This window comes from Clostridium sp. HBUAS56017 (assembly GCF_007115085.1).
Lineage (GTDB): Bacteria > Bacillota > Clostridia > Clostridiales > Clostridiaceae > Clostridium > Clostridium cibarium.
On record NZ_SULK01000016.1, the window covers coordinates 44,184 to 69,286 of the forward strand.

Here is a 25,103-nt window from a genome sequence, read left to right on the forward strand (position 1 = left end):
GGTGGCTTCAGTGAAATAGTAATTTGTTAAAGTAAAATTTAATTTTTGTAAATTATAAGTGCTATATTATTAAAATTAGCACTTATAATTTTAATTTTCACAAAGAGTTGTTTTATCATTTCTTTAGTTCATTAATTCTATCATTTGAAAGAGAACCATATCTAAATTTATTTATATATAGTCTTTATACAATCTTAATACTATAGGATATATTTCTAACACCATCTTAATTTTTTCTGCAATATAATAATAGGCGAAAGGGAGGTGGTAATTTATGAGTATTATTATTCAATTAATAGGAATAGTAGCGTTAATGCTATTAGTTTATCTTTGTTATGTTTTATTAAGGAGTGATAAGGTATGATTAATGTAATTTTACAGTATGCTTTGTATTTATTAATTTTAGTTATACTAGCTATTCCATTAGGTAAATATATTGGAAAGATTATGAATGGAGAAAAGGTGTTTTTATCTAAGGTACTAGTTCCGATAGAAAATTTTATATACAAGATATTAAGAGTACATAAAAATGAACAAATGAATTGGAAAAAGTATGGAGTATCAGTAATAGCATTTAGTGCTTTTGGATTTATAGTACTATTTTTACTTAATACTATACAAGGCATTATGTTTTTAAATCCAGAAGGGGTTAAAGGAACTTCCTGGCATTTAAGTTTTAATACTGCTGTTAGTTTTATAACCAATACAAATTGGCAAGCCTATTCTGGAGAAAGCCAATTAAGTTATTTAACTCAGATGCTTGGTCTTACAGTTCAAAACTTTGTTTCAGCAGGTGTTGGGATAGCTGTTCTATTTGCTCTTATAAGAGGATTTGTTAAGGTAAAGGAAGAAGGATTGGGGAGTTTTTGGGTAGATATTACAAGAATAATTTTATATGTACTCATGCCATTATCAATAACTCTTTCATTAGTATTAGTATCTCAAGGAGTAGTACAAAACTTTTCTTCATATGAAAAGGTAGAGCTTATAGAGCCAATTACTCTTGAAGACGGTTCTGTGGTAACAAGTGAGGTTGTACCGGAAGGACCTGCAGCAAGTCAAATATCTATTAAGCAGCTAGGGACTAATGGTGGTGGATTCTTTGGAGTTAATTCAGCCCATCCTTTTGAAAATCCTAATGCTTTTACAAATTTATTAGAGTTAATTTCAATATTATTAATACCGGCAGCTTTATGTTTCACATTTGGAAGAAATGTTAAAGATAAAAGGCAAGGAATAGCTATATTTATAGCCATGTTTGCTATGTTAGTTGTAGCACTTGCAGTAATTGCAATTAGTGAAGCTAACTCAACACCACAGCTTTCGCAAAATGGAGCAGTTGATATATCTACGATAAATCAAGCTGGTGGAAACATGGAGGGTAAAGAAAGTAGATTTGGAATTGCTGGATCAACTACATGGGCAGCATTTACAACAGCAGCATCTAACGGGTCGGTAAATTCTATGCATGATAGCTATACTCCAATTGGAGGAATGATGACAATGCTCTTAATGCAAGTTGGAGAAGTTGTATTTGGCGGAGTAGGATGTGGACTTTATGGGATGCTTGCGTTTGCTATCGTTACAGTATTTATTGCAGGATTAATGGTAGGAAGAACTCCAGAATATTTAGGAAAGAAAATAGAACCATTTGAAATGAAAATGGCAATGCTTATGTGTTTAGCAACTCCTATAGCTATACTTATAGGAAGTGGAATAGCAGCAATGGTTCCTGAAGTTAGAGATAGTTTAAATAATTCAGGAGCACATGGTTTTTCAGAAATGCTTTATGCTTATTCATCAACAGGTGGGAATAATGGATCAGCATTTGCTGGATTTGGAGCTAATACTGCATTTATTAATGTTACAACAGGGATAGTAATGTTGTTTGCAAGGTTTGTACCTATGATAGCAACGCTAGCTATTGCAGGATCTTTGGTTAAGAAAAAGAAGGTAGCAACAAGTGTTGGAACATTACCAACTCATAATGGACTATTTATTGGACTTCTTATAATGATTGTAATCCTGGTAGGAGCATTAAGCTTTTTTCCGGCACTTGCATTAGGACCAATAGTAGAATATTTTCAAATGATATTGTAGGAGGGATGGGCATGAGTAGTAAGAAAGAAAATTCATTTGCTGATAAAAAAATGTTAAAAAGGGCCATAAAGGATTCCTTTATTAAGTTAAAGCCAAAGACTCAAATTCAAAATCCAGTAATGTTCATAGTTTACGTAGCAGCAGCTCTTACCACTGTTCTTTTTGTTCTTTCAGTATTTGGAATTAAGGATAATTCATCAGAGTTTATTTTTGGTATAGCAATATTATTATGGTTTACTGTATTATTTGCAAACTTTGCAGAAGCAATTGCAGAAGGTCGTGGAAAAGCACAGGCAGATGCTCTTCGTTCTGCAAAGAAAGATGTATTAGCAAATAAAATAAAGTCCGTGGAAGAAAAAGATAAGATAACTAAGGTTAATTCTACAGTGCTTAGAAAAGGTGATATTGTTATAGTTTATGCTGGAGAACAAATTCCAGCAGATGGAGAAGTTATAGAAGGAGCTTCTTCTGTTGATGAAAGTGCTATAACAGGAGAATCAGCACCTGTTATAAGAGAAAGTGGTGGAGATAGAAGTGCTGTAACTGGAGGGACAACGGTAATTTCAGATTGGATAATAATAAGGATTACCAATGATCCGGGAGAAAGCTTTATGGATAAAATGATTGCCATGGTAGAGGGGGCTTCAAGGAAGAAAACTCCTAATGAAATGGCTCTTCAAATTTTATTAGTTTCTCTTACTATTATATTTTTAATTGTAACAGTTACTTTATATGCTTATTCTGATTTTTCATTTAAAGAATTAAACCAAACTAATAATACTTCTGTTACGTCTTTACTAGCACTTTTAGTATGTTTAGCACCAACAACTATTGGTGCATTACTATCAGCAATAGGAATTGCAGGAATGAGTAGACTTAATGAGGCAAATGTACTAGCTATGAGCGGTAGAGCGATTGAGGCTGCTGGAGATGTTGATATATTAATGTTAGATAAAACAGGAACGATTACTCTTGGAAATCGTGAAGCTAGTGAATTTGTTCCAGTTGATGGAGTGGATATAAAGGAACTTGCAGATGCAGCACAATTATCATCTCTTGCAGATGAAACTCCAGAAGGGAGAAGTGTTGTAATACTTGCAAAAGAACAATTTGGTATAAGAGGTCGTAAAATGAGTGAGCTTAATGCAGAATTTATACCTTTCACAGCTAAAACGAGGATGAGTGGTGTTGATTTTGGAGGTAATGAAATTAGAAAAGGAGCAGCTGAGGCTATAAAACAATATGTATTATCTAAAGGTGAAAAGTACTCGCAAGAATGTGATGAAGTTGTTAAATCAGTATCTAATTTAGGTGGAACTCCTTTAGTAGTAGCTAAAAATGGCAAGGTATTAGGAGTAATCTATTTAAAGGATATAGTAAAACAAGGTGTGAAAGAAAAGTTTTCTGATCTAAGAAAGATGGGAATAAAGACTATTATGATAACTGGAGATAATCCACTTACAGCAGCAGCTATTGCAGCAGAGGCTGGAGTTGATGACTTTCTAGCTGAAGCTACTCCAGAAGGGAAGCTTGAAATGATTAGAGAATTTCAAAGAAAAGGACATCTTGTTGCCATGACAGGTGACGGCACTAATGATGCACCAGCACTTGCACAAGCAGATGTGGCCGTAGCTATGAATACAGGAACTCAAGCTGCTAAAGAGGCAGGTAATATGGTGGATCTAGATTCTTCGCCAACAAAGCTAATAGATATAGTAAGAATAGGAAAACAACTTCTTATGACAAGAGGATCATTAACTACATTTAGTATAGCAAATGATATAGCAAAGTATTTTGCGATTATACCGCCACTTTTTATAGGACTTTATCCCGAACTAAATATACTTAATATTATGAGGCTTCATAGTTCAGAAAGTGCTATATTTTCAGCTGTTATATATAATGCATTAATAATAGTTATGCTTATTCCGCTTGCATTAAAAGGAGTGAAGTATAGAGAAGTTCCAGCCAGTAAATTATTATCAAGAAATATGCTAGTATATGGACTTGGAGGAATTATAGCTCCATTTATTGCAATAAAAGTTATTGATTTAGTAATTACCTTTATAGGTATAGTATAAGGGGGAATATATATGAAACAAGTAAAATCAGTTGCAGCAAAAGCAGGTATCCTCTTATTAGTATTTACAGTTCTATGTGGGATAATCTATCCAATATTTATTACAGGAATTTCACAAATGTTTTTTAAAAATAAAGCAAATGGTAGTATTATAGAAATAGATGGGAAAAAGTATGGTAGTGTACTTTTAGAACAAAAGTTTACTAGAAATGAATACTTATGGGGACGTATAATGAATATAGATACGAGTACTTTTAAAGATGATGATGGAGCTTTGCTTATGTATTCGGCACCATCAAATTTAAGTCCAGCTAGTGATGAATATAAAAAACTTGTAGTTGAAAGAGTTGAAAAAATAGAGAAATCTAATCCAGAGGAAATAGATAAGGCGATTCCAGTAGATCTTGTAACTTGTTCAGGAAGTGGACTTGATCCACATATTTCAGTAGCAGCTGCTGAATACCAAGTTGAAAGAATTGCTAAAAGCAGAGGTATTAGTAGTGATGAAGTTAGAAAAATAATTAAGAAGTATACAAAGGGAAGGTTCCTTGGAGTGTTTGGAGAAGAGACAGTTAATGTATTAGAGGTCAATTTAGCTCTTGATGGGATATTAAAATAGTGAGGTGTTGAAGTTTATGAGTTATATGCGTCCAAATCCAGATGAATTATTGAAACAAATTAATAGTTCTGAAAGAGCCAGTAGAAGAGGAAGATTAAAGATTTTCTTTGGTTATGCAGCTGGAGTAGGAAAAACTTATGCGATGTTGGACGCAGCTCATGCGGCTCAAAGAGCAGGAATAGATGTAGTAGTTGGCTATATAGAACCACATGCAAGAAAAGATACACAAGCTTTGCTTGAGGGGTTGAAATTTATTCCTCCTCTAATAATTCCTTATAAAGGCATAAATTTAAATGAATTTAACTTAGATGCAGCTTTAGAAAGAAAGCCAAAAGTAATCTTGGTTGATGAACTTGCTCATACAAATCCACAGGGATTAAGGCATACAAAGAGATATAGTGATATAGAAGAACTTCTTGATGCTGGAATTGATGTGTATACTACAGTTAATGTACAGCATATAGAAAGCTTAAATGATATTGTAGCTTCAATCACACATATAGTAGTTAGAGAACGTATTCCAGATAGAATTTTTGATGAAGCTGACCAAGTAGAATTAATAGATGTAGAGCCTGAAGATTTGATAGAAAGATTAAATGAAGGCAAGATATATAAAGAAAAGCAAAGTAAAAAAGCACTAAGTAATTTTTTCGCAAAGGAAAATTTAGTAGCTTTACGTGAAATTGCATTAAGAAAGACAGCTGATAGGGTTAACAAAGAGGTAATTACAAATAAAAATGAAGGTAATAGTAGCTATCACACAAATGAACATATTTTAGTGTGCCTTAGTTCATCTCCGTCCAATCCAAAGGTTATAAGAACAGCAGCTAGAATGGCAGATGCATTTCATGGGAAGTTTACAGCTTTATTTGTACAAACTACTCATTCAAAAGACCTGGAAGATAAAAATATTAGTGCGATTAGGGCAAATTTAAAACTTGCAGAAGAATTGGGAGCAGAGATTACTACAACTTATGGAGATGATGTGCCATATCAAATTGCTGAATATGCTAAGGTAAGTGGAATATCAAAGGTAATATTAGGTAGAACTAATACAAGAAAGATTTTTAGGACTAAATTAGGTTTTGTTGATAAACTTGTGAGTTTAGCTCCTGATATAGATATTTACGTTATTCCAGACAAGGATACGCATAAGTATTCATTTAGAAAAAGGCATTTAACCAACTTAAAATTTTCATGTGTAGATTTTTTCAAGATGATTGGAATAATGGGGTTATCAAATATTACAAGTTTATATGTAGATAGTGTAGGTTTTAGTGAAGCTAATATAATAACTATTTTTATATTAGGAGTTTTACTTACTTCAAGTAAGACAAATGGAAAAGTGTATGGAGTAATATCATCTATTATAGGGGTTTTATCATTTGATTTTTTCTTTATAGAACCTAAGCTTACATTTACTGCTTACGATTCACAGTATCTTATTACATTTTTAATAATGCTTATTGCATCAATAATAACAAGTACTCTTACAAGTAAGGTGAAGGAACAAGCAGATACGTCAGCTATTATAGCTTATCGAACAAATATACTACTGGATGCCAGCAGGGAACTTCAGAAGGCTAATAGTTTAGAAGAAATTGCAATGAAGTCTCAGATTCAAATATATAAATTACTTAATAAGCCAATTATTTTTTATGTGGTGAAAGATGAGAAGATAGTTAAAACATATACTTATAGAGATGAAAATAATTCTAAGCTTGAAGATGAGTATCTAGAAGCAGATGAGAGGGCAGTTGCAACTTGGGTAATAAGAAATAGGAAAAAAGCAGGTGCAGGGACAGAGACTCTTCCGGGTTCAAAATCTTTGTATATACCTTTAATTGGACAAGACAAGGTGTTAGCAGTTGTAGGAATTGTTATGAAAAATAATAAGGATATAGATAGTGGCGAAAAATCCTTATATAGGGCAATGCTTAATCAAATATCCTTTGCTTTGGAGAAATATAATCTTAATGAAGTGCAAAAATTAACATTAATGCAAGCAGAAAAAGAGAGGTTTAGAGCAAATTTATTAAGAGCTGTTTCTCATGATTTAAGAACACCTCTTACAAGTATATCTGGATCAGCTAATTTATTATTGACAAATACCATTGATGAAGAATCAAGGAAACAACTAACTTTAGATATATATGATGATTCTCTTTGGCTTATTAATTTGGTTGAAAATTTATTATCGGTTTCTAGAATTGATAAAGATGGAGTTAATTTACGCACAGAACCTCAATTAGTTAGAGAAATTATAACTGAAGCATTGAATCATATAAATAGAAAAGCTAGTGAGCATATTATAAAGGTGAATTTAAAAGACGAGTTATTAATGGTTGATGTGGATGTGAGGTTGATAATCCAAGTTATAATAAATATTGTGGATAATGCTATAAAGTATACAGAAGAAGGATCAGAGATAAATATAAATGTTTGTGTTAATGGTAAAAAGGTAATTATTGAAATTGCAGATAATGGACAAGGAATTAGTAAACACAATAAAGAATGTATATTTGATATGTTCTTTACGGTTAATGGAAATAAAGGGGATAGCAGAAGAGGTCTTGGTCTTGGTCTTGCTTTGTGCAAATCAATTATAGTTGCCCACGGAGGGAAAATATATGTTAGAGATAATAACCCTCAAGGAACAATATTCGGGTTTACATTATCATTAGTGGAGGTTAGAGGCAATGAAAACATCGATTTTAGTAGTAGAGGATGATAAGGCAATAAAAAACTTTATATCAACAGCGTTAGATGCAAACTCTTATAATTGTTTAACTGCAGAGAATGGAAAGCAGGCCATATTAACAACAACCTCTAAAAGACCAGATATTATTATATTGGATTTAGGTCTTCCAGATATAGATGGAGTGGAGATAGTAAAGAAGGTAAGAAGTTGGTCAATTTGTCCTATTATAGTGGTTAGTGCTAGAAGTGAAGATAAAGATAAAATTGAAGCTTTAGATGCAGGTGCTGATGACTATTTAACTAAACCTTTTAGTGTTGATGAACTTTTAGCTAGAATAAGAGTAGCAATTAGAAAAATGAATTATGATAGTAAATCAAATAAGGAAACTAATATTTTTGTGAATGGGGATTTAAAGATAGACTATAGTGCTGGGTGTGTATTTCTTAATGATGAAGAAGTGCATTTAACTCCAATAGAATATAGACTTTTATCTGTACTTGCTAAAAATGTTGGAAAGGTCCTTACTCACTCTTACATATTAAAGGAAACCTGGGGACAGAGCTATGAAAATGAAGTGTCTTCTTTAAGAGTATTTATGGCGACCTTGAGGAAAAAGATTGAGAATGATACAAATGATCCTGTTTATATTCAAACTCACATAGGAGTGGGATATAGAATGATAAGGGTTCAAGAAGATAGGGAGTAGTTTAAGTTAAACTATTCCTTTTTTATATGCTAAAATAATTCTGGTTTTAATGGATTTTTTATTGAGGATTTTCTTAAGTCCGCATTTTGCCAGCATATTCTTAAGAATATAAGAATATTACCATATTTATGGAGAAGAATATAAGAATATTATGCATTTTTATAATTAGGTGTTATTATGAGGTTGTTTTTTTATATCTAGCGCGAAATTTCAGATGAATTATAGCATAGAAAGATTTTGTATAGAATCAATTTTAATCAAGTTTTTAGGAATTTATCATAAACCAAAAAAGGTTGGAGTTTATAATTCTCTCCAACCTTAAAATATATTTTTCTAGAAATCAGATTGTCCTGTAGTTCTAGGGAATGGTATTACGTCTCTGATATTACCCATACCAGTAACATACATAATCAATCTTTCAAATCCTAAACCAAAACCAGCGTGCTTAGTTTCTCCATATTTTCTAAGTTCTAAGTACCACCAGTAATCTTCTTCTTTAAGACCTAATTCAGCCATTCTTGATTTTAATACATCAAGTCTTTCTTCTCTTTGGCTACCACCGATGATTTCTCCGATACCAGGAACTAGACAGTCACAAGCTGCAACAGTTTTGTTATCATCATTCATTCTCATATAGAATGCTTTAATTTCTTTTGGATAATCAGTAACGAATACTGGTTTCTTAAAGTATTCTTCAGTTAAGTATCTTTCATGTTCTGTTTGAAGATCGATGCCCCATTCTACTGGATAGTCAAATTCCTTCTTGCAGTTCTTTAAGATTTCAACAGCTTCAGTATAAGTAACCTTACCAAAGTCTGAGTTTATAACGTGATTTAGTCTATCTAATAATCCTTTATCAACGAATTGATTAAAGAAAGCCATTTCTTCAGGACACTCATCTATAACATATTTTATAACATATTTAAGCATGTCTTCAGCAAGTTCCATGTCGTCAGCTAAATCGGCAAAAGCTATTTCAGGTTCAATCATCCAAAATTCAGCTGCATGCCTTGTTGTATTTGAGTTTTCAGCTCTAAATGTAGGACCAAATGTATAGATATTTCTAAAAGCTAAAGCGAAGGTTTCAGCATTTAATTGACCTGATACAGTAAGGTTAGTTTCTTTACCAAAGAAATCTTCGCTATAATCAATAGCACCTTCTTCAGTTTTTGGAACATTATTAAGGTCAAGAGTAGTTACTCTAAACATTTCTCCAGCACCTTCGCAGTCACTTCCGGTTAAAATTGGAGTGTGAGTGTATACAAACCCTTGATCTTGGAAGAACTTGTGGATTGCATAAGCTGCCACTGAACGAACTCTAAATACTGCTGAGAAAGCATTACTTCTCGGTCTTAAATGTGCTATTGTTCTTAAGTATTCAAAAGTGTGTCTTTTCTTTTGTAATGGATAGTCAGAGTGAGACATTCCTTCTATTATAACTTCTTTAGCTTGAATTTCGAAGGGTTGTTTAGCATCTGGCGTTTCAACTAAAGTCCCTACTACAGTAATAGATGAGCTTATTGGAAGTTTTGACACATCTTTAAAGTTATCTATCTTATTATCAAATACAATTTGAATATTTTTAAAGAATGATCCATCATTTACTTCGATAAAACCAAAGGCATTTGAAGCTCTTAGTGTTCTAATCCAACCAGAGATTCTTACATCTTTTGATGCATATTCCTTTGTATTTCTGTAAATTGATTTTACTAATACAGATTTATTCATAATTTTCCTCCTAAAAGTAATAAGGTATTACATTAATTTTGATTTTACAATACTTTACTAACAAATGCAACATATCAAACATACACTATATAGATCACGAATTTTGGAGGATTCTATGTTTCAAGAAAGGGTACTTAACAATAAACTAAAGGAGCTTTGTGATTTAAAATCAAAGCTGGCATCTAGGAGTGAAGAAAATAAAGAAGAAGTAGTGGAGGAAATAAAGAAAAACGTTGATGATTTGGAATTTATCTTAAGATATTTTCATTATATTGGAGGAGAGGAAGAAACTAAAAGTAGAGAATTAAAAAAGTTTACCTTGGAGGACTTAGACCAATATAATGGGGAGAATGGAATGCCTGCTTATGTAGTAGAAAATGGAACTGTTTATGATATTACAGATTTAATTAAAGATGAGGATAGAGAGAAGTGTTCTTGTCAATGCCACAATAAGACACAGGACATTACTAAACAGGCAAAGGTAGTTGGAATGTTAATAGAATAAAAAATGTACGGTGTATATAGCACCGTACATTTTTTTATTCCATACCTTCCTCAAAGCTGCGTATTAAGTTGTTAGGGAAGTTTAAGATTTGCATTTCCTTAACTAACCCCTTAAGTTCATAAGATACACGTCTTATTGAAGCTTTTGAATTTCCATTCTTATCAACATCTAAAATGCAGTAGGTAGATTCAGGAGTGCCTATTTTAGGTTTTCCTACACTACCGTCATTTATAAATAGTTTATTACCAAATTGCTTAACGGATGGAACATGGGTATGAGCACAAATTAAAATATCCTCCTCTAGTAATTCCATAACTTTAGATGTATTTTCATCATCTTCTAAAAGATATTCATTAAGAGCATTTGGGCTACCATGAACAAGTTTTATTTTCTTTCCGTTGAAATCTAAAGTCATAGATGTTGGAAGATTGTCTAAGTAGTATTTATTAGCGGCTCTTACCTCGTTAACAGCCCATGGAAGAGAAAAAGAATTAATTGTTGTTTCTCTTATATAAGTATAGCTTCCATCTACTACTGAAGCATCATAATTTCCTTTAATACAAGGGATATTCTTTCTCTTTATCATAGATACTACTTCGTTTGGATGTGGACCATATCCAACTAAGTCTCCTAAACAAACTGTAAGGTCAACCTTTTGGTCTTCTATATCCTCCAATACCTTCATTAGTGCATAAAGATTACCATGTATATCTGATATAATTGCTAACTTCATTAAAAATCCTCCTATACACTCATATTAAATTTATTATAACATAGTAGGTACAAATAATTACTCTATTGTAAATAATACTTAAAGAGCTTTGATAAGAGAACGCATAAGATTCATGAATTTGTCTTTAACCATGTTAGAGGTGCTTATAACTTCCTCATGATTTAATGGTTGTTCTAATATTCCAGCAGCCATGTTCGTTAAGCAAGAAATACCTATTACTTTCATTTTACAGTGATTTGCAACTATAACTTCAGGAACTGTAGACATTCCTACAGCATCTCCGCCCAAAATACGAACCATTCTTATTTCGGCTGGAGTTTCATAAGTTGGACCAGTCATTAAAGTATAAACCCCTTGTTCTATTTCGATATTTAGGTTTTTTGCCACGTTCTTAGTTAATGCAATTAATTCTGAGTCATATGCGGTTGACATATCAGGGAATCTTGGCCCGAACTTATCAAGATTTCTTCCAATAAGAGGACTATCACCAGAAAGATTTATATGGTCATTTATTATCATTAAATCACCTGGTTTGAAATTTGTGTTAACTGCACCAGCAGCATTTGTTACTATGATTGTTTCAACACCTAAAAGTTTCATAACTCTTACTGGAAATGTTACTTCTTGCATCTTGTAACCTTCATAGTAGTGAAATCTTCCTTGCATAGCAACGACAGTTTTACCTTGTAATGTTCCTAGTACAAGTCTACCTTCGTGCCCTTCTACTGTTGATACTGGAAAGTTTGGTATTTCCTCATAAGGGAAAAACTCAGGATTTTCAATAAGATCTGCAAGTGAGCCAAGTCCTGATCCTAGTATTAAGCCTATTTTTGGTGAATACTTGCTTTTGCTAAGTATATATTCTGAGGATGCTTCAATGTTTTTTAATAAGTCCATGTAAATCACTCCTAAATTATTTAGTTAAGTATTTTTCTCCTACGATAACTACATCTCCAGCTCCAACGGTCAATATTAAATCACCAGCTGTAGCTACTTTTTCTAAGTATGCAGTTCCTTCATCGTGGGAATGAACATTTGTACATTTTAAACCCGTCTTTCTAATAGCATCCCCTAATTCGTCAGAAGATACTAAGCCAGTGTTTTTTTCTCTAGCCGCATATATATCCATTAATATAAGTTCATCAGCATCACTAAAGGCAGTTGTAAATTCATCAAATAAAGTCTTAGTTCTTGTATAGGTATGTGGTTGGAATACACAATAGACTTTATTATGTTTTATTTTTTTAGCTGTGCTTAATGTAGCTTTTATTTCAGTAGGATGATGAGCATAATCATCAATTACAGTAACTCCATTTTTTTCACCCTTATACTCAAATCTTTTATGTGCTCCCTTGCATTTTTTTAGACCAGTGATGATATCATCATAAGGAATGTTAAAAATAAGACTAACAGCAATTGTAGAAAGTGCATTTAAAATATTGTGTTTTCCTGGATTGTTTAATATGACTTCAAATAAATCCTTGCCGTTTTCACATAAAGTGAATGTAGCACAACCTTTATTATCAAAAGATATATTTTTCGCAACTAAATTTTCGTCATCAAATCCATAAGTCACAGTGTTACAATTTGCTTTTGAGAGTATATTTTTAACTCTTTCATCACCACCATAACCAATGAGATAACCATTTTCAGGAATTAGGTGAGAAAACTTTTCGAAGGTTTCAGTAATATGATCTATGTCTCTATAATAATCTAGATGATCAGCATCAATATTCAATATTATTCCTACGTATGGAGGGAACTTTAAAAATGATTCTTTATATTCGCAAGCTTCTGTGATGAAGTACTCACTTTCACCAATTCTGTAATTTCCTCCAATTAGATCTAATTCTCCACCAACTAAAATAGTTGGATCTAAGTTTGCTTCTAAAGTAACATGAGAAATCATTGATGTACAAGTTGTTTTACCATGAGTACCAGAAACGGCTACATTATACTTATGACCTTTCATTATTAAACCTAGAAACTCGGCTCTATCCATAAGCTTAATATTTTGCTTTTTAGCTTCTGCAAGTTCCGGGTTTGAATCTGGAATTGCAGCAGTATATACAACTAGATCTACATTAACAAGATTGTTCTTGTCGTGCCCTATGTATATTTCAGCACCCTTGTCTCTAAGCTTATCTAGTATTTCGGATTCTTTAAAATCTGAACCTGAAACTCTATAACCCTTGTTAAGAAGAACAGCAGCTAATCCGCTCATGCTTATTCCACCAATTCCGATGAAATGTATTTTCATATGTTTATCATTAATAAAATCAAATGACAAAATATCAACCCCTTTTAAGTTAGTACAGTTATAATTATATACAAAAAATTAAAATTGAACACATTTTGTGAGAAAATAATAAAGAGCAGTAAAAATAGTAAATAAAAGCTATTGATAATGTAGACAATATAGAATAAAATATGAATATTAGTTAGAGTTTTTGAATGTAAAGTTCGTGTAATAAATATGCAATGTAGGTGAATTATATGGAAAAGTTAAGTAGAAATAGTAGAGTTGTGGCCATAACTAAATTATTAATAGAAAGCCCAAATAAAATAATAGGATTAAATAACTTTTCAGAGTTATTAAATGCAGCTAAGTCAACTATAAGTGAAGATATCGTTATAGTTAGAGAGATATTGCAAAAATTGGAGATGGGACGAGTTGAAACAATTTCAGGAGCAGCAGGTGGTATAAAATTTATCCCAACAATAGGATATGAAAAAGGGCAAGAATTTGCTTTAGAATTGTGTGAATTATTAAAAGATGATGGAAGAGTAATAGCTGGGAATTTCATCTATATGACTGACCTTATGTATAACCCTGAAATTATAGGGAAAGCAGGTGTGATTTTATCATCATATTTTAAAAATGTAGATGTAGATTATGTTATAACTGTGGAGACAAAAGGGATACCTTTAGCTTATGAGGTTGCTAGAAATTTAGGGGTACAATTAGTTATTGCAAGAAGAGATACTCAAGTAACTGAAGGACCTACGGTTACAATTAATTATGTGTCTGGAACGAGCGGAAGGCTACAACAGATGTCATTATCAAAAAAATCAATGAAGGCATTTAGTAAAAGTATATTTATCGATGACTTTATGAAGGGTGGAGGAACTGCTCAAGGAATAAAAGATTTACTTAAAGAGTTTGATAGTGAGTTAGTTGGAATAGGAGTGTTACTTGATAATAAAGAAGTGGAAAAGAAATTGGTAGATGAATATGTATCTATTGTAGAGTTCAAATCCGTTGAAAAATCAGCGATTATTGATATAAAACCCTCTAAAATGTTTCTTTAATTAAATAAAGTTATATAGTTCATTTTCATAAAAAAACAAATTTTCAAAAAAATTTCTAGTTTAAAAGAGGATTTTGGTTATATATGGAGAATTATATACTTTATCAAGCAACTTTGGGGAGGTGTAGTGAATTGCAAATTACAGACGTTAGAATCAGAAAGATAGCTACAGACGGAAAGATGAAGGCTATAGTTTCCGTTACATTTGATAATGAATTTGTAGTACACGATATTAAGATTATCGAAGGTCAAAATGGATTATTTATTGCAATGCCTAGCAGAAAGACACCAGATGGAGAGTTTAAGGATATAGCACATCCTATAAACACTGACACTAGAGAAAGAATCCAAACTTCAATTTTAGATGCTTTTGAAAAAGCTAAAAATGAAGAAGTTAATGAAGAAGCTATCGAAGAATAGAAAAGTTTATAAAAATAAAAGGAAGATTTCTTCCTTTTATTTTTTTATGAAAAAGTTTCCAAAGGTTGAAATAAAATTCTCTTTCAAATATAATAGAGTAGGTATGACCAATTTCATAAATATATAAATTGGATTAATGAAAAGTATTTTGCATAAATGAGGTGATGTTATGTATAAATGTGCGCTAGTATTGGCTGCAGGACAAGGAAAAAGAATTAAGTCAGACATCCCAAAAGTGCTACACAAAGTATGTGGCAAGGAAATGGTTAATCATGTTATAGATAATATGAGAAATGCTAATATAGAAGATGTAAATGTAATAATTGGGAAAGGTGCAGAGCTTGTTAAGAAAGAGACTGAGAATAGAAATGTATCTTATTCGCTTCAAGAAGAGCAATTAGGCACTGGGCATGCAGTAAAGTGTGCAAAGGAATTTTTAGAAGGTAAAGATGGCGTAGTTGCTATTTTTGCAGGAGATGCTCCTTTAACAAAGATTGAAACTATAAATAATTTAATGGAAGAACATATACTTAAGAAAAATTCAGCAACACTACTATCTGCTTATGTGGAAGATCCAACTGGATATGGAAGAATCATAAGGGATGGCGATGAAGTAGTTAAGATAGTTGAGCATAAAGATTGCAATGAAGAAGAGCTTAAAGTAAATGAAATGAATGCAGCAATGTATTGTTTTGATATAAAAGATTTATTATCTTCTTTGGAGAAGTTATCAAATGATAATAACCAAGGAGAATATTATTTAACAGATGTTATTGGTATTCTAAAGAATGAAGGTAAAAGAATAGGTGCAGTTGTTACTGATTATGAAGACACTATAGGTGTAAATTCAAGAGTGCAATTAGCCGAAGCTGAAGAAATATTAAGAAATAGAATAAACGAGAAACACTTAAATAATGGAGTTACTTTAATAGATCCTAGAACAACATATATTGGGGTTGACGTAAAAATTGGCAAGGATACGATTGTATACCCAAATAATATATTTGAAGGAAATACTGTAATTGCAGAAAATTGCACCATATTACAAGGGTGCAGAATAAAAGATAGCATAATAGCAAAAGGTGTTGAGATACAATCTTCTGTAATATTAGAAAGTAGAATTGGTGAGAACACAACAGTTGGTCCATTTGCTTACATTAGGCCTGAGTCTTCTATAGGAAAAGATGCTCGAATAGGAGACTTTGTTGAAATAAAAAAATCAACGATAGGTGATGGAACTAAGGTGTCTCATTTAACTTATATTGGAGATGCAGAAGTAGGAAGTGGATGTAATTTTGGTTGTGGAACTGTTGTAGTAAACTACGATGGTAAGACAAAGAATAAAACAATAATTGGAGATAATAGCTTTATAGGGTGTAATACAAATTTAGTTTCGCCAGTAGAGGTGGGCGATAACACTTATATAGCTGCTGGCTCAACAATTACTTCTAAAGTAGAAGAAGGTGACCTTGCAATAGCGAGAGCTAAGCAAAGAAACATAAAGGGCTGGGTTGAAAAAAAGGGTTTAATGAAATAATTATATATAAATTATACCAAAGTACCTAATAGTTAAAATTTAAGGAGGTCCTCACAAATATGTTAACTCACGGAAATAACATTAAAATATTTACTGGAAATTCACATCCTGAACTAGCTAAGGATATTGCTGAAATATTAGGCGTACCAGTTGGAAAGTCAAAGGTATCTACATTTAGTGATGGAGAAATATCAGTGGATATTGATGAAACTGTTAGAGGAGCAGATGTGTTTATAGTACAATCTACTTGCTCACCAGTTAATAATAATCTAATGGAACTTTTAATTATGATAGATGCATTTAAAAGAGCATCAGCAGGAAGAATAACAACAGTTATTCCATACTATGGATATGCAAGGCAAGATAGAAAAGCAAAATCAAGAGATCCTATTACTGCAAAGCTTGTAGCAGATCTTTTAACAGCTGCAGGAGCTCATAGAGTATTAACTATGGATTTACATGCTGCTCAAATTCAAGGATACTTTAATATACCTGTTGATCATTTAATGGGAGCGCCAATTCTTTCTAAACACTTTGTAGATAAGGGATTAGCTGATCAAGATGACGTAGTTGTTGTATCTCCAGATTTAGGTAGCGTTACAAGAGCAAGAAAGTTTGCAGATAGATTGCATGCACCAATAGCTATAATAGATAAGAGAAGACCAAAGGCAAATGTATCAGAAATAATGAATATAATAGGTGATGTAGAAGGTAAGAGATGTATCTTAATAGATGATATGATAGATACTGCAGGAACAATAGCAAATGCAGCAAATGCATTAAAGGATTTAGGAGCTACAGCTGTATACGCATGTTGTACTCATGGAGTTTTATCAGGACCAGCATTTGATAGATTAAATAGTTCTGCTATTGAAGAATTAGTAATGTTAAATACAATTACATTACCAGAAGAAGCAGATACAGAAAAAATAACATCACTTTCAGTTGCTCCATTGTTTGCTGAAGCAATACAAAGGATTTATGATGATGAACCAATAAGTAAGTTATTTGAATCTTAGAATTACATAATATGTTTAAGGAGCACCCAGGGTGCTCCTTTTTAGGATAAGTGAATAAATTGTAACATTTATAGGAATGTATTTCTTAATTTTCAATTTAGTGATAAATTTATTATATGACAGTAAAGGAAGTGGTATTGATGAATGGCAGTTTGGGAAAAATTCTTTTAGTAGATGACGATGAGAATATATGCGAGGTTATTGATTTATACTTAAAAAGTTCAGGATTTGATACGAGGATTGTTCATGATGGAAAGAAGGCACAGGAGGAATTTATTGAATATAATCCAGATATAGTGCTTCTTGATGTAATGATTCCTATGATTGATGGGATAGATGTTCTTAAATGGATTAGGAAAGAAGGTCAAACGCCTGTTATAATGCTTACAGCTAAAGGAGATACCTTTGATAAGGTGTTAGCATTAGAGTTAGGTGCAGATGATTATGTTGTAAAACCATTTGAACCAAAGGAATTGATAGCAAGAATTAAAGCTGTTATGAGAAGATATTCTTCAGATAATTCGGGGAAAGAAATCCTTCATTACAATCAAATAGTTATTGATTCAAACTCTTATAGTGTAGTATACAAGGGGAAAGAAGTTAAGATGCCGCCTAAAGAATTTGAACTTCTTTACTATTTAGCAAGTAATAAGAACAAAGTATTTACTAGAGAACAGCTATTATGTGAAGTCTGGGGATATGATTATCCAGGAGATTCAAGAACTGTGGATGTTCATATTAAGAGAGTTAGAGAAAAGGTTAATGGCGGTGAAAATTGGAGCTTAGAGACTGTATGGGGAGTAGGATATAAGTTCGAGGTGAAATAGATGAAAAGAACTAGCTTGATTAGTAAGCTCATTGCTGCATTTATAGGAGTGTTATCAATAGGATTAATAGCACTTGGAGCAACTTTGAATTCATGGTTTAAAAGTTACTATTTGGAACTTAGAAAGACTGATCTAGATAATCAAGGTTATTCAGTAGCATCGGCAGCCTCTTCTTACTTTGAATGTCGGGAAAATTCTAGTTTGGATAACTTAAAAAATGTAATAAGCATAGTTAATAATTCTATTAAAGGGGATATATATATAACAAATACTTCAGGAAATATCTATGTAAAATCAAATTATGAGGATGGAGAATCAGATGTTTCTAAAGTTAATGTATCTCAAAAGGATATAGAGTTGTTAAAGGAAGGAAATGTATTAGATTATAAAGCGGAAGAAAAGATAGAAGTTTATAAATATAGTAGACCTATATTTAGTGATGGTACTTTTGTAGGAATTTTAATTATTGATAAGCCTGCAGAACAGATAGATTCTGTGATAGATAAAGTTAAACAAATCGTATGGACATTTATTTTTGTAACTATAGCAGGAACTACTGTAATGGCAGGTGCATTTACAAGAAGATTTGTAGTTAACCCAATTAATGAGATAAATAAAATAGCAAATAAGTTTGCTAGAGGCGAAGTTGAAAATAGGGTCCGTGTTAAGAATATAGACGAAATTGGTGAACTTGCACGGTCATTTAACACAATGGCAGAATATCTGGAAAGAGTAGATGCTAATAGACGAGATTTTATATCAAATGTGTCTCATGAACTAAGGTCGCCTATAACATCTATGAAAGGTTTTATAGCTGGAATATTAGATGGAATAATACCAAAAGATAAAGAAAATTATTACTTAAGTATTGTATATGATGAAATAACTAGGTTATCAAGGCTAGTAAACGATTTGTTAGATATTTCAGCTATAGAAGATGGAAAGTATAGTCTTAGCATGGTAGAAGTGGATATTAATGTTTTGATTAAGCTTTGTGTAGCAAATGCGGAATCTAGTTTTATTAAAAAAAGATTAAAATGCGAAGTTTCATTGGATGATAAACATAAAATTGTGTATGCCGATAGCGATAGGATTATGCAAGTAATAACAAATCTTTTGGACAATGCTATAAAGTATAGCTATGATGGTGGCAATATTAGTATTAGAACTAAAGAAAAATCAACTAAGATTTATGTAAAAATTAAAAATGAGGGACCAATTTTAACAAAAGAGGAGTTAGTAAGGATTTGGGATAGGTTTTATAAAGCAGACAAATCACGAACTAATAAAGAAAGTACAGGGTTAGGCCTTCCTATAGTTAGGTCAATTTTAGCACAACATGGTGAAGAAGTTTGGGCTAAGAATGAGAAGGATGGGGTAAGTTTTATATTTACTTTATCTGAGTATAAGCAGTAAATTAATTTATGTTTCCATATAGTACATAAAATTTATGAAAGTGGAAAAACTATTAATAGTTAATTAATTTAGATAAAAAGTAAAATGTTGATATATAACTCTTAATTATAGGAATAACTAAGAGGACCTAACAAGTTAATGAAGCTTAAAGATAAAATCACATAATATTGATGCTTATCTGTAAGTTACAAGTTAATTATGTTCTGTCCTCTTTGTTATGCTATAAATAATTTAGTATAATGTTAATAATTATATAATTGCAAAGAAGGAGTAAGTAAATATGTTTCTTATAGTTGGTCTGGGAAACCCAGGTAGAGAATATGAAAATACAAGACATAATATAGGATTTGATGCTATAGATGCTATAGCAAAAAAGTATAATATAGAAGTTAATAGGATAAAATTTAAAGGAGTTTGTGGTGAAGGGTTCATAGGAGGTAAAAAAGTAATTTTACTTAAACCATCTACATATATGAATTTAAGTGGAGAAAGTGTTCGTGAAGTAATGGACTTTTACAAACTTTCAGAGGAAGAAGTATTAGTTGTATACGATGATATAAGTCTAGAAGTAGGAAGATTAAGAATTAGAGAAAAAGGCAGTGCAGGCGGGCATAACGGAATAAAAAGTTTAATTAGTCATATGGGGACGGATGTATTCTCAAGAATTAAAATAGGAGTAGGACAACCTGAAGGCAACTTAGTTAACCATGTGCTAGGAAATTTTTCCAAGGAAGATAGAAAGTATTTAGAAGAAGTTTTAGATGTAGTAGTGTCTGCTGCTGGAGTTATTCTTAATGATGATACAAAAGAAGCTATGAATAAGTTTAATGGATTTAATATAAATAAAACTAGTTAAGGATGGTGCTTGAAATGAGATTAAAGGGGTTAATGGAGCCCTTAATAAATAGTAAGGAATTCTCTAATGTAAAGCAATTTATAGAAAGTGGAAAGAATCCTATTGAAATAGAAGGATTATCAGAGTCAGCAAAAGCATATTTTACAAATGCGATATATGAAAGTTTAAATAAATCTGTTGTAATGATTACGCATAATGATATGGAAGCTAAGAATCTATATGAAGATCTTAATTTATATACCAGTAATGTCTGTTACTTTCCCGCAAAAGAAGTGGTTTTCTATAATATTGATGCTATATCAGGAGATTTAAGATGGGCTAGGTTAAAAGTAATAAAAGAAATACTTAGTAAAAAGAAGAATATAGTAGTTACTTCTATAGAAGCGTTTGCTTCGTTGTATACCCCAAGAAAGTTGTTTTCAGAACATAGAATCTCATTAGAAGTTGGTCAAGAAGTTGAATTTAAAGAAATATCAAAACTTCTAGTTGAGGGAGGATATGAAAGGGTAGATATGGTTGAAGGTAAAGGAGAGTTCTCACTTCGTGGAGGGCTCTTAGATGTTTTTCCTCCGGATTCCATATATCCTTATAGAATAGAACTTTTTGGAGATGAAATAGATTCCATAAGAACCTTTAATAAGGAATCTCAAAGAAGTATAGATAAGGTAAACGGTATAGATATATTTCCTGCTAAAGAAATGGTAATGAGTGAGGAAATAATAAGTAATGCTATTGAGTCTATTAAAATAGAACTTGAAGATACCTTAAAGAAAAACAAAGATAAGGAAAGAGAAAATAAGCTTAGAAATAATATTGGAAATAATCTGGAGAATTTAGAGCAAATACATTCTTTTGAAACTATTGATAGTTATTTGCCTTTCTTTTATAAAGAAGAAGAAACTCTTTTTGACTATTTAGAAGATTATATATTTATAATGGATGATAAAGTTAGGGCTTTAGGGAAGTTAGAAAGTACATTTCTTGAGTTTGATGAGAATTATTCTATATTTTTAGAAAGAGGAGACATACTGCCTTCTCAAGGAAAACTTCTATTACAAAAAGAAAAGATAATAGAATTATTAGAAGATAAAGTTCATTTAACTTTAGAAGTTATAAGTAAGAATAATGAGTTTTTAAGGCCAAGGCATAGTATAGAAATAAGCGGAACTACTTTACATCATTATCAAGGCCAATTAGATATACTTATTGATGATATCATAAACAAGAAGAGTGAAGATTATAGAACCGTTATTTTATCAGGAACTAGAGCTCGTGGAGAGAGGCTAGTTAATACCCTTAGAGATAGGGGGGTGGAAAGTGTTTATAAAGATACTGTTGATGAAGTGGCCTTGGGAGAAGTTGTAATAACTTTTGGAAACCTTTTGAAGGGGTTTGAATGTCCAGCGTACAAAGTTTGTGTTATATCGGATAAAGAAGTATTTGGTGAAGCAAAAAGAAAATTGAAGAAGACAAAAAAGAAAAGTAAAGGTGTTTCTAAAATAAAAAGTTTTGCTGAGCTAAAGCCTGGAGATTACGTAGTCCATGTTAATCATGGTATAGGAGTTTATAAAGGTATAAAACAAATTGAAGTTGGAGGACACAAAAGAGATTATTTAGATATTATTTATGATAAAGGAGATAAACTCTATGTGCCTGTAGATCAATTAGATCTTGTGCAAAAATATATTGGAAGTGAAGGAAAATCACCAAAAGTTAATAAACTTGGTGGCGCAGAATGGCAAAAAGCAAAATCAAAAGTAAGAAAATCAATTAATGAAATTGCTCAGGATTTAGTTAAACTATATGCAGCAAGATCAACTATGAAAGGGCATAAGTTTGGAAAAGATACCGAATGGCAGAGGCAGTTTGAAGATGAATTTCCATTTGAAGAAACGCCGGATCAATTGACAAGTATTGAAGAAATTAAAAAGGATATGGAGTCAAACAAATCCATGGATAGGCTTCTTTGCGGGGATGTAGGTTATGGCAAAACTGAGGTTGCTGTGAGAGCAGCTTTTAAGGCTGTAATGGAAGGCAAACAAGTAGCATTTTTAGTACCAACTACAATTCTAGCTGAACAACATTACAAAAACTTAAAAAGCAGATTTTCCGATTTTCCCGTTACTATAGAGATGATAAGTAGATTTAGAACTGCAAAAGAACAAAAAGCTACATTGCAAGCAGTTAAGGAGGGTAATGTTGATATTTTAATTGGAACTCATAGATTGGTTTCTAAAGATATTACATTTAAAGATTTAGGGCTTTTGATAGTTGATGAAGAGCAAAGATTTGGAGTAGCACAAAAAGAAAAGATAAAAAATGTAAAGAAAAATGTTGATGTTTTAACATTAAGTGCAACTCCTATTCCAAGAACTCTTCATATGTCATTAACAGGGGTTAGAGATATTTCTGTTATAGAAACTCCACCAGAAGAAAGGTATCCTATTCAAACCTATGTAGTTGAGCAAAATGATCAATTAATAAGAGATGCTATTATGAGAGAAGTAAGTAGAGGTGGGCAAGTATATTTCGTTTATAATAGAGTTGAAGATATAGATAAAATGGCTACATTTGTAAAGAGCTTGGTGCCAGAAGCAAGGGTCGCTGTCGCCCATGGACAAATGACTGAAAGACAGTTAGAAAAAGAAATGATGGATTTTATGGTAAATGAATATGATGTTCTTGTTTGTACAACTATAATTGAAACCGGAATAGATATTCAAAATGTAAATACAATAATTATCTATAATGCTGATAAGATGGGATTATCTCAATTATACCAGTTAAGAGGAAGAGTAGGTCGTTCAAATAGGATAGCTTATGCATATCTTTTATATACTAAAGATAAGGTCCTAACAGAAGTTGCTGAAAAGAGATTAAAAGCACTTAAAGATTTTACTGAGCTTGGTTCTGGGTTTAAAATTGCCATGAGAGATTTAGAGATAAGAGGAGCAGGAAATATGATGGGCTCTGCTCAACATGGACACATGGCAACTGTAGGATATGATCTTTACTGCAGAATGCTTGAAGATACTGTGAAGCTTATTAAAGGCGAGATAGATAAAGAACCTGTTGAAACTACTGTAGATTTAAAGGTGGATGCATATATACCTTCGACATACATAGAAGATGAAATTCAAAAGATTGAAGTTTATAAGAAGATTGCAGCTTTAGAAAGTCAAGAAGAGTATATGGATATAAAGGAAGAACTCGAAGATAGATATTCAGAAATACCAGACGCAGTTTATAATTTAATGGATATTGCCTATATTAAGAGTAGAGCAAAAATGTTATCAATTGAAGAGATAAAGGAAACAAATAATGAAATAATCTTTAAGTTTGTAGAAGGGGAAACCTCTTACAAGGATGTGTTTAAAAAGTTGATTGATAACTATAAGGATAATGTATTATTAAGGTTTGGAGATAAGCCATCCTTTACTTTTAAGCAGGGAGAACAAAAGAAAGAACAAATATTGGCGTTCTTTAAGGAAATGTTGAACAAATTAATTAAAAATTAGTAATTTTTTGGGTTAAATGATTTGAATTGTAGTATTATTATTGTTATACTAATAATATGTCGTTTAATATGTCGTTATAACCTATTTAATAAACAATAAAGTGAGGGAATGCCTTTGAGAGAGATTAGAAAGTATGTAACAATGGCGTTAGCAGGAGTTATGATATTATCGTTTGCTGGATGTAGTATGATAGAAAGAACACCAGAATCAATACAGAAAACAGTATTAGCTAAGGTTGGAAATAAAAAAATAACAAGAGCAGACGTTGATTTAGCACTAAAACCATATTTAGAGCAATACAAAAAACAATATGGAGAAGATTTTGAAAATAAGGAAGAATTAAAAGAACCACTAAAGAATATGAGAAAACAACAATTAGAAGGGCTAGTAGATCAAGAAGTGTTGTTACAAAACAAAGAAGCTCTAGACGTTAATCCATCTGATGAAGAAATCCAAGCACAAGTTGATGATAGAATAAAGTACTTTAAGGATTCTACTGGATCAGATGATAAGTATGAAGAATTTGTAAAGTCATATGGATATGATGTTGATAGCTTTGAAAAATTCTTAAAGACACAAGCAGTAGTAAGTATGGTAGTTGATAAGATTGTTGAGGGTGTAGAAGTAACAGATGAAGATGTAGAGAATAACTACAATGAGAATAAGAGTACTTATACAACTAAGGCAGGAGCTGACGTAACACACTTATTATTTGCTCCAGCGAAAGATGCAAAGGGCAATGTAGTAGAAGGTGCAGATGCAGCTGCAAAGACTAAAGCAGATGCAGCTAGAGCGAAAGCTGTTTCTGGAACATCATTAAAGGATTTATCAACTAGTGCTGAATTTAAGGATTCTGCTAAGTATGAAGAGCTAGGTCGTGTAAGTTTTGTAGATAGTGGAATGGTTAAAGAATTTGAAGATGCGTTCAAGGTTTTACCAGCTAATCAAGTATCTGAAGTTGTTAAGACACAGTTTGGTTATCATATAATAGTAAATACTAAGGTGTATCCAAATGATGAGGTAAAAC

20 protein-coding genes are annotated in these 25,103 nt (G+C 31.9%); 16 read left to right on the forward strand and 4 right to left on the reverse strand.

Going from position 1 to position 25,103, the window contains the following annotated elements:
* Positions 1–274 precede the first annotated feature (274 nt).
* The 6 genes from FAY47_RS13975 to FAY47_RS14000 are packed head-to-tail and all read left to right on the forward strand — an operon-like array spanning position 275 to position 8,206.
* A complete protein-coding gene (locus FAY47_RS13975) occupies positions 275–364 on the forward strand; it encodes a potassium-transporting ATPase subunit F (protein WP_143317529.1) in 90 nt (29 codons plus the stop codon).
* Positions 361–2,100 carry a potassium-transporting ATPase subunit KdpA gene (gene kdpA, locus FAY47_RS13980; protein ID WP_143317530.1) on the forward strand — a complete coding sequence of 580 codons (1,740 nt, stop codon included), beginning with the start codon at positions 361–363 and terminating at the stop codon, positions 2,098–2,100. The genes FAY47_RS13975 and kdpA overlap by 4 nt, the downstream gene beginning before the upstream one ends.
* An 11-nt stretch (positions 2,101–2,111) precedes the next feature.
* The gene (kdpB, locus tag FAY47_RS13985; protein ID WP_143317531.1) at positions 2,112–4,181 is read left to right on the forward strand and encodes a potassium-transporting ATPase subunit KdpB; all 2,070 of its coding nucleotides are present in this window, start codon (positions 2,112–2,114) and stop codon (positions 4,179–4,181) included.
* A 12-nt stretch (positions 4,182–4,193) separates the two neighbouring features.
* Positions 4,194–4,799, forward strand: coding sequence for a potassium-transporting ATPase subunit KdpC (gene kdpC / locus FAY47_RS13990; RefSeq protein ID WP_143317532.1), 606 nt, complete (start codon positions 4,194–4,196; stop codon positions 4,797–4,799).
* Positions 4,800–4,815: 16 nt separating this feature from the next.
* Positions 4,816–7,530 carry a sensor histidine kinase KdpD gene (locus tag FAY47_RS13995; RefSeq protein WP_143317533.1) on the forward strand — a complete coding sequence of 905 codons (2,715 nt, stop codon included), beginning with the start codon at positions 4,816–4,818 and terminating at the stop codon, positions 7,528–7,530.
* Positions 7,499–8,206, forward strand: a complete 708-nt coding sequence (locus FAY47_RS14000; RefSeq protein WP_143317534.1) for a response regulator — start codon at positions 7,499–7,501, stop codon at positions 8,204–8,206. The genes FAY47_RS13995 and FAY47_RS14000 overlap by 32 nt, the downstream gene beginning before the upstream one ends.
* A 333-nt stretch (positions 8,207–8,539) precedes the next feature.
* Here FAY47_RS14000 and asnS read toward each other — a convergent pair whose 3' ends face one another.
* Positions 8,540–9,934 (reverse strand): asparagine--tRNA ligase, encoded by a 1,395-nt coding sequence (gene asnS, locus FAY47_RS14005; protein WP_143317535.1) that lies wholly within the window; start codon positions 9,932–9,934, stop codon positions 8,540–8,542.
* Positions 9,935–10,049: 115 nt separating this feature from the next.
* Between asnS and FAY47_RS14010 the strand changes: the two genes are divergently transcribed.
* The gene (locus FAY47_RS14010; RefSeq protein ID WP_143317536.1) at positions 10,050–10,439 is read left to right on the forward strand and encodes a hypothetical protein; all 390 of its coding nucleotides are present in this window, start codon (positions 10,050–10,052) and stop codon (positions 10,437–10,439) included.
* Between the two features lie 34 nt (positions 10,440–10,473).
* On the opposite strand, the gene FAY47_RS14015 is transcribed toward FAY47_RS14010, so the two are convergent.
* The 3 genes from FAY47_RS14015 to murC form a co-directional block, all read right to left on the reverse strand.
* Entirely contained in the window at positions 10,474–11,172 is a 699-nt protein-coding gene (locus FAY47_RS14015; RefSeq protein ID WP_143317537.1) for a metallophosphoesterase family protein, read from the reverse strand.
* Between the two features lie 78 nt (positions 11,173–11,250).
* Positions 11,251–12,069: a purine-nucleoside phosphorylase gene (locus FAY47_RS14020; protein WP_143317538.1), complete on the reverse strand. Its 819-nt coding sequence runs from the start codon at positions 12,067–12,069 to the stop codon at positions 11,251–11,253.
* Positions 12,070–12,085: 16 nt separating this feature from the next.
* Entirely contained in the window at positions 12,086–13,462 is a 1,377-nt protein-coding gene (gene murC, locus FAY47_RS14025; RefSeq protein WP_143317539.1) for a UDP-N-acetylmuramate--L-alanine ligase, read from the reverse strand.
* Positions 13,463–13,668: 206 nt separating this feature from the next.
* Between murC and purR the strand changes: the two genes are divergently transcribed.
* The 9 genes from purR to FAY47_RS14070 form a co-directional block, all read left to right on the forward strand.
* Positions 13,669–14,484, forward strand: a complete 816-nt coding sequence (gene purR, locus FAY47_RS14030; RefSeq protein ID WP_143317540.1) for a pur operon repressor — start codon at positions 13,669–13,671, stop codon at positions 14,482–14,484.
* A gap of 131 nt (positions 14,485–14,615) precedes the next feature.
* Positions 14,616–14,903 carry a septation regulator SpoVG gene (spoVG, locus tag FAY47_RS14035; protein ID WP_143317541.1) on the forward strand — a complete coding sequence of 96 codons (288 nt, stop codon included), beginning with the start codon at positions 14,616–14,618 and terminating at the stop codon, positions 14,901–14,903.
* Between the two features lie 169 nt (positions 14,904–15,072).
* Positions 15,073–16,440 carry a bifunctional UDP-N-acetylglucosamine diphosphorylase/glucosamine-1-phosphate N-acetyltransferase GlmU gene (gene glmU / locus FAY47_RS14040; RefSeq protein ID WP_143317542.1) on the forward strand — a complete coding sequence of 456 codons (1,368 nt, stop codon included), beginning with the start codon at positions 15,073–15,075 and terminating at the stop codon, positions 16,438–16,440.
* A gap of 59 nt (positions 16,441–16,499) precedes the next feature.
* Positions 16,500–17,459, forward strand: coding sequence for a ribose-phosphate diphosphokinase (locus FAY47_RS14045; RefSeq protein WP_143317543.1), 960 nt, complete (start codon positions 16,500–16,502; stop codon positions 17,457–17,459).
* Positions 17,460–17,599: 140 nt separating this feature from the next.
* On the forward strand, positions 17,600–18,286 hold the full coding sequence (locus FAY47_RS14050) for a response regulator transcription factor (RefSeq protein WP_143317544.1): 687 nt from the start codon (positions 17,600–17,602) through the stop codon (positions 18,284–18,286).
* Complete coding sequence (locus FAY47_RS14055) at positions 18,287–19,702, forward strand: HAMP domain-containing sensor histidine kinase (RefSeq protein ID WP_143317545.1); 1,416 nt, start codon at positions 18,287–18,289, stop codon at positions 19,700–19,702. It abuts the gene before it with no gap.
* Positions 19,703–19,982: 280 nt separating this feature from the next.
* Complete coding sequence (gene pth, locus FAY47_RS14060; RefSeq protein ID WP_143317546.1) at positions 19,983–20,558, forward strand: aminoacyl-tRNA hydrolase; 576 nt, start codon at positions 19,983–19,985, stop codon at positions 20,556–20,558.
* Positions 20,559–20,572: 14 nt separating this feature from the next.
* A complete protein-coding gene (gene mfd, locus FAY47_RS14065; protein WP_143317547.1) occupies positions 20,573–24,076 on the forward strand; it encodes a transcription-repair coupling factor in 3,504 nt (1,167 codons plus the stop codon).
* A gap of 114 nt (positions 24,077–24,190) precedes the next feature.
* Positions 24,191–25,103: SurA N-terminal domain-containing protein (locus FAY47_RS14070; protein WP_185966839.1), on the forward strand; the 913-nt coding region annotated here is incomplete at its 3' end.

Excerpts from the sequence above, each read along its gene's own strand:
- purR (WP_143317540.1), top strand. The coding sequence starts at position 13,669 with ATGGAAAAGTTAAGTAGAAATAGTAGAGTTGTGGCCATAACTAAATTA.
- FAY47_RS14045 (WP_143317543.1), top strand. The coding sequence starts at position 16,500 with ATGTTAACTCACGGAAATAACATTAAAATATTTACTGGAAATTCACAT.
- kdpB (WP_143317531.1), top strand. The coding sequence starts at position 2,112 with ATGAGTAGTAAGAAAGAAAATTCATTTGCTGATAAAAAAATGTTAAAA.
- kdpC (WP_143317532.1), top strand. The coding sequence starts at position 4,194 with ATGAAACAAGTAAAATCAGTTGCAGCAAAAGCAGGTATCCTCTTATTA.
- FAY47_RS14010 (WP_143317536.1), top strand. The coding sequence starts at position 10,050 with ATGTTTCAAGAAAGGGTACTTAACAATAAACTAAAGGAGCTTTGTGAT.
- pth (WP_143317546.1), top strand. The coding sequence starts at position 19,983 with ATGTTTCTTATAGTTGGTCTGGGAAACCCAGGTAGAGAATATGAAAAT.
- mfd (WP_143317547.1), top strand. The coding sequence starts at position 20,573 with ATGAGATTAAAGGGGTTAATGGAGCCCTTAATAAATAGTAAGGAATTC.
- FAY47_RS13975 (WP_143317529.1), top strand. The coding sequence starts at position 275 with ATGAGTATTATTATTCAATTAATAGGAATAGTAGCGTTAATGCTATTA.
- FAY47_RS14055 (WP_143317545.1), top strand. The coding sequence starts at position 18,287 with ATGAAAAGAACTAGCTTGATTAGTAAGCTCATTGCTGCATTTATAGGA.
- FAY47_RS14020 (WP_143317538.1), bottom strand. The coding sequence starts at position 12,069 with ATGGACTTATTAAAAAACATTGAAGCATCCTCAGAATATATACTTAGC.
- glmU (WP_143317542.1), top strand. The coding sequence starts at position 15,073 with ATGTATAAATGTGCGCTAGTATTGGCTGCAGGACAAGGAAAAAGAATT.
- FAY47_RS14000 (WP_143317534.1), top strand. The coding sequence starts at position 7,499 with ATGAAAACATCGATTTTAGTAGTAGAGGATGATAAGGCAATAAAAAAC.
- FAY47_RS14015 (WP_143317537.1), bottom strand. The coding sequence starts at position 11,172 with ATGAAGTTAGCAATTATATCAGATATACATGGTAATCTTTATGCACTA.
- kdpA (WP_143317530.1), top strand. The coding sequence starts at position 361 with ATGATTAATGTAATTTTACAGTATGCTTTGTATTTATTAATTTTAGTT.
- asnS (WP_143317535.1), bottom strand. The coding sequence starts at position 9,934 with ATGAATAAATCTGTATTAGTAAAATCAATTTACAGAAATACAAAGGAA.
- FAY47_RS13995 (WP_143317533.1), top strand. The coding sequence starts at position 4,816 with ATGAGTTATATGCGTCCAAATCCAGATGAATTATTGAAACAAATTAAT.
- FAY47_RS14050 (WP_143317544.1), top strand. The coding sequence starts at position 17,600 with ATGAATGGCAGTTTGGGAAAAATTCTTTTAGTAGATGACGATGAGAAT.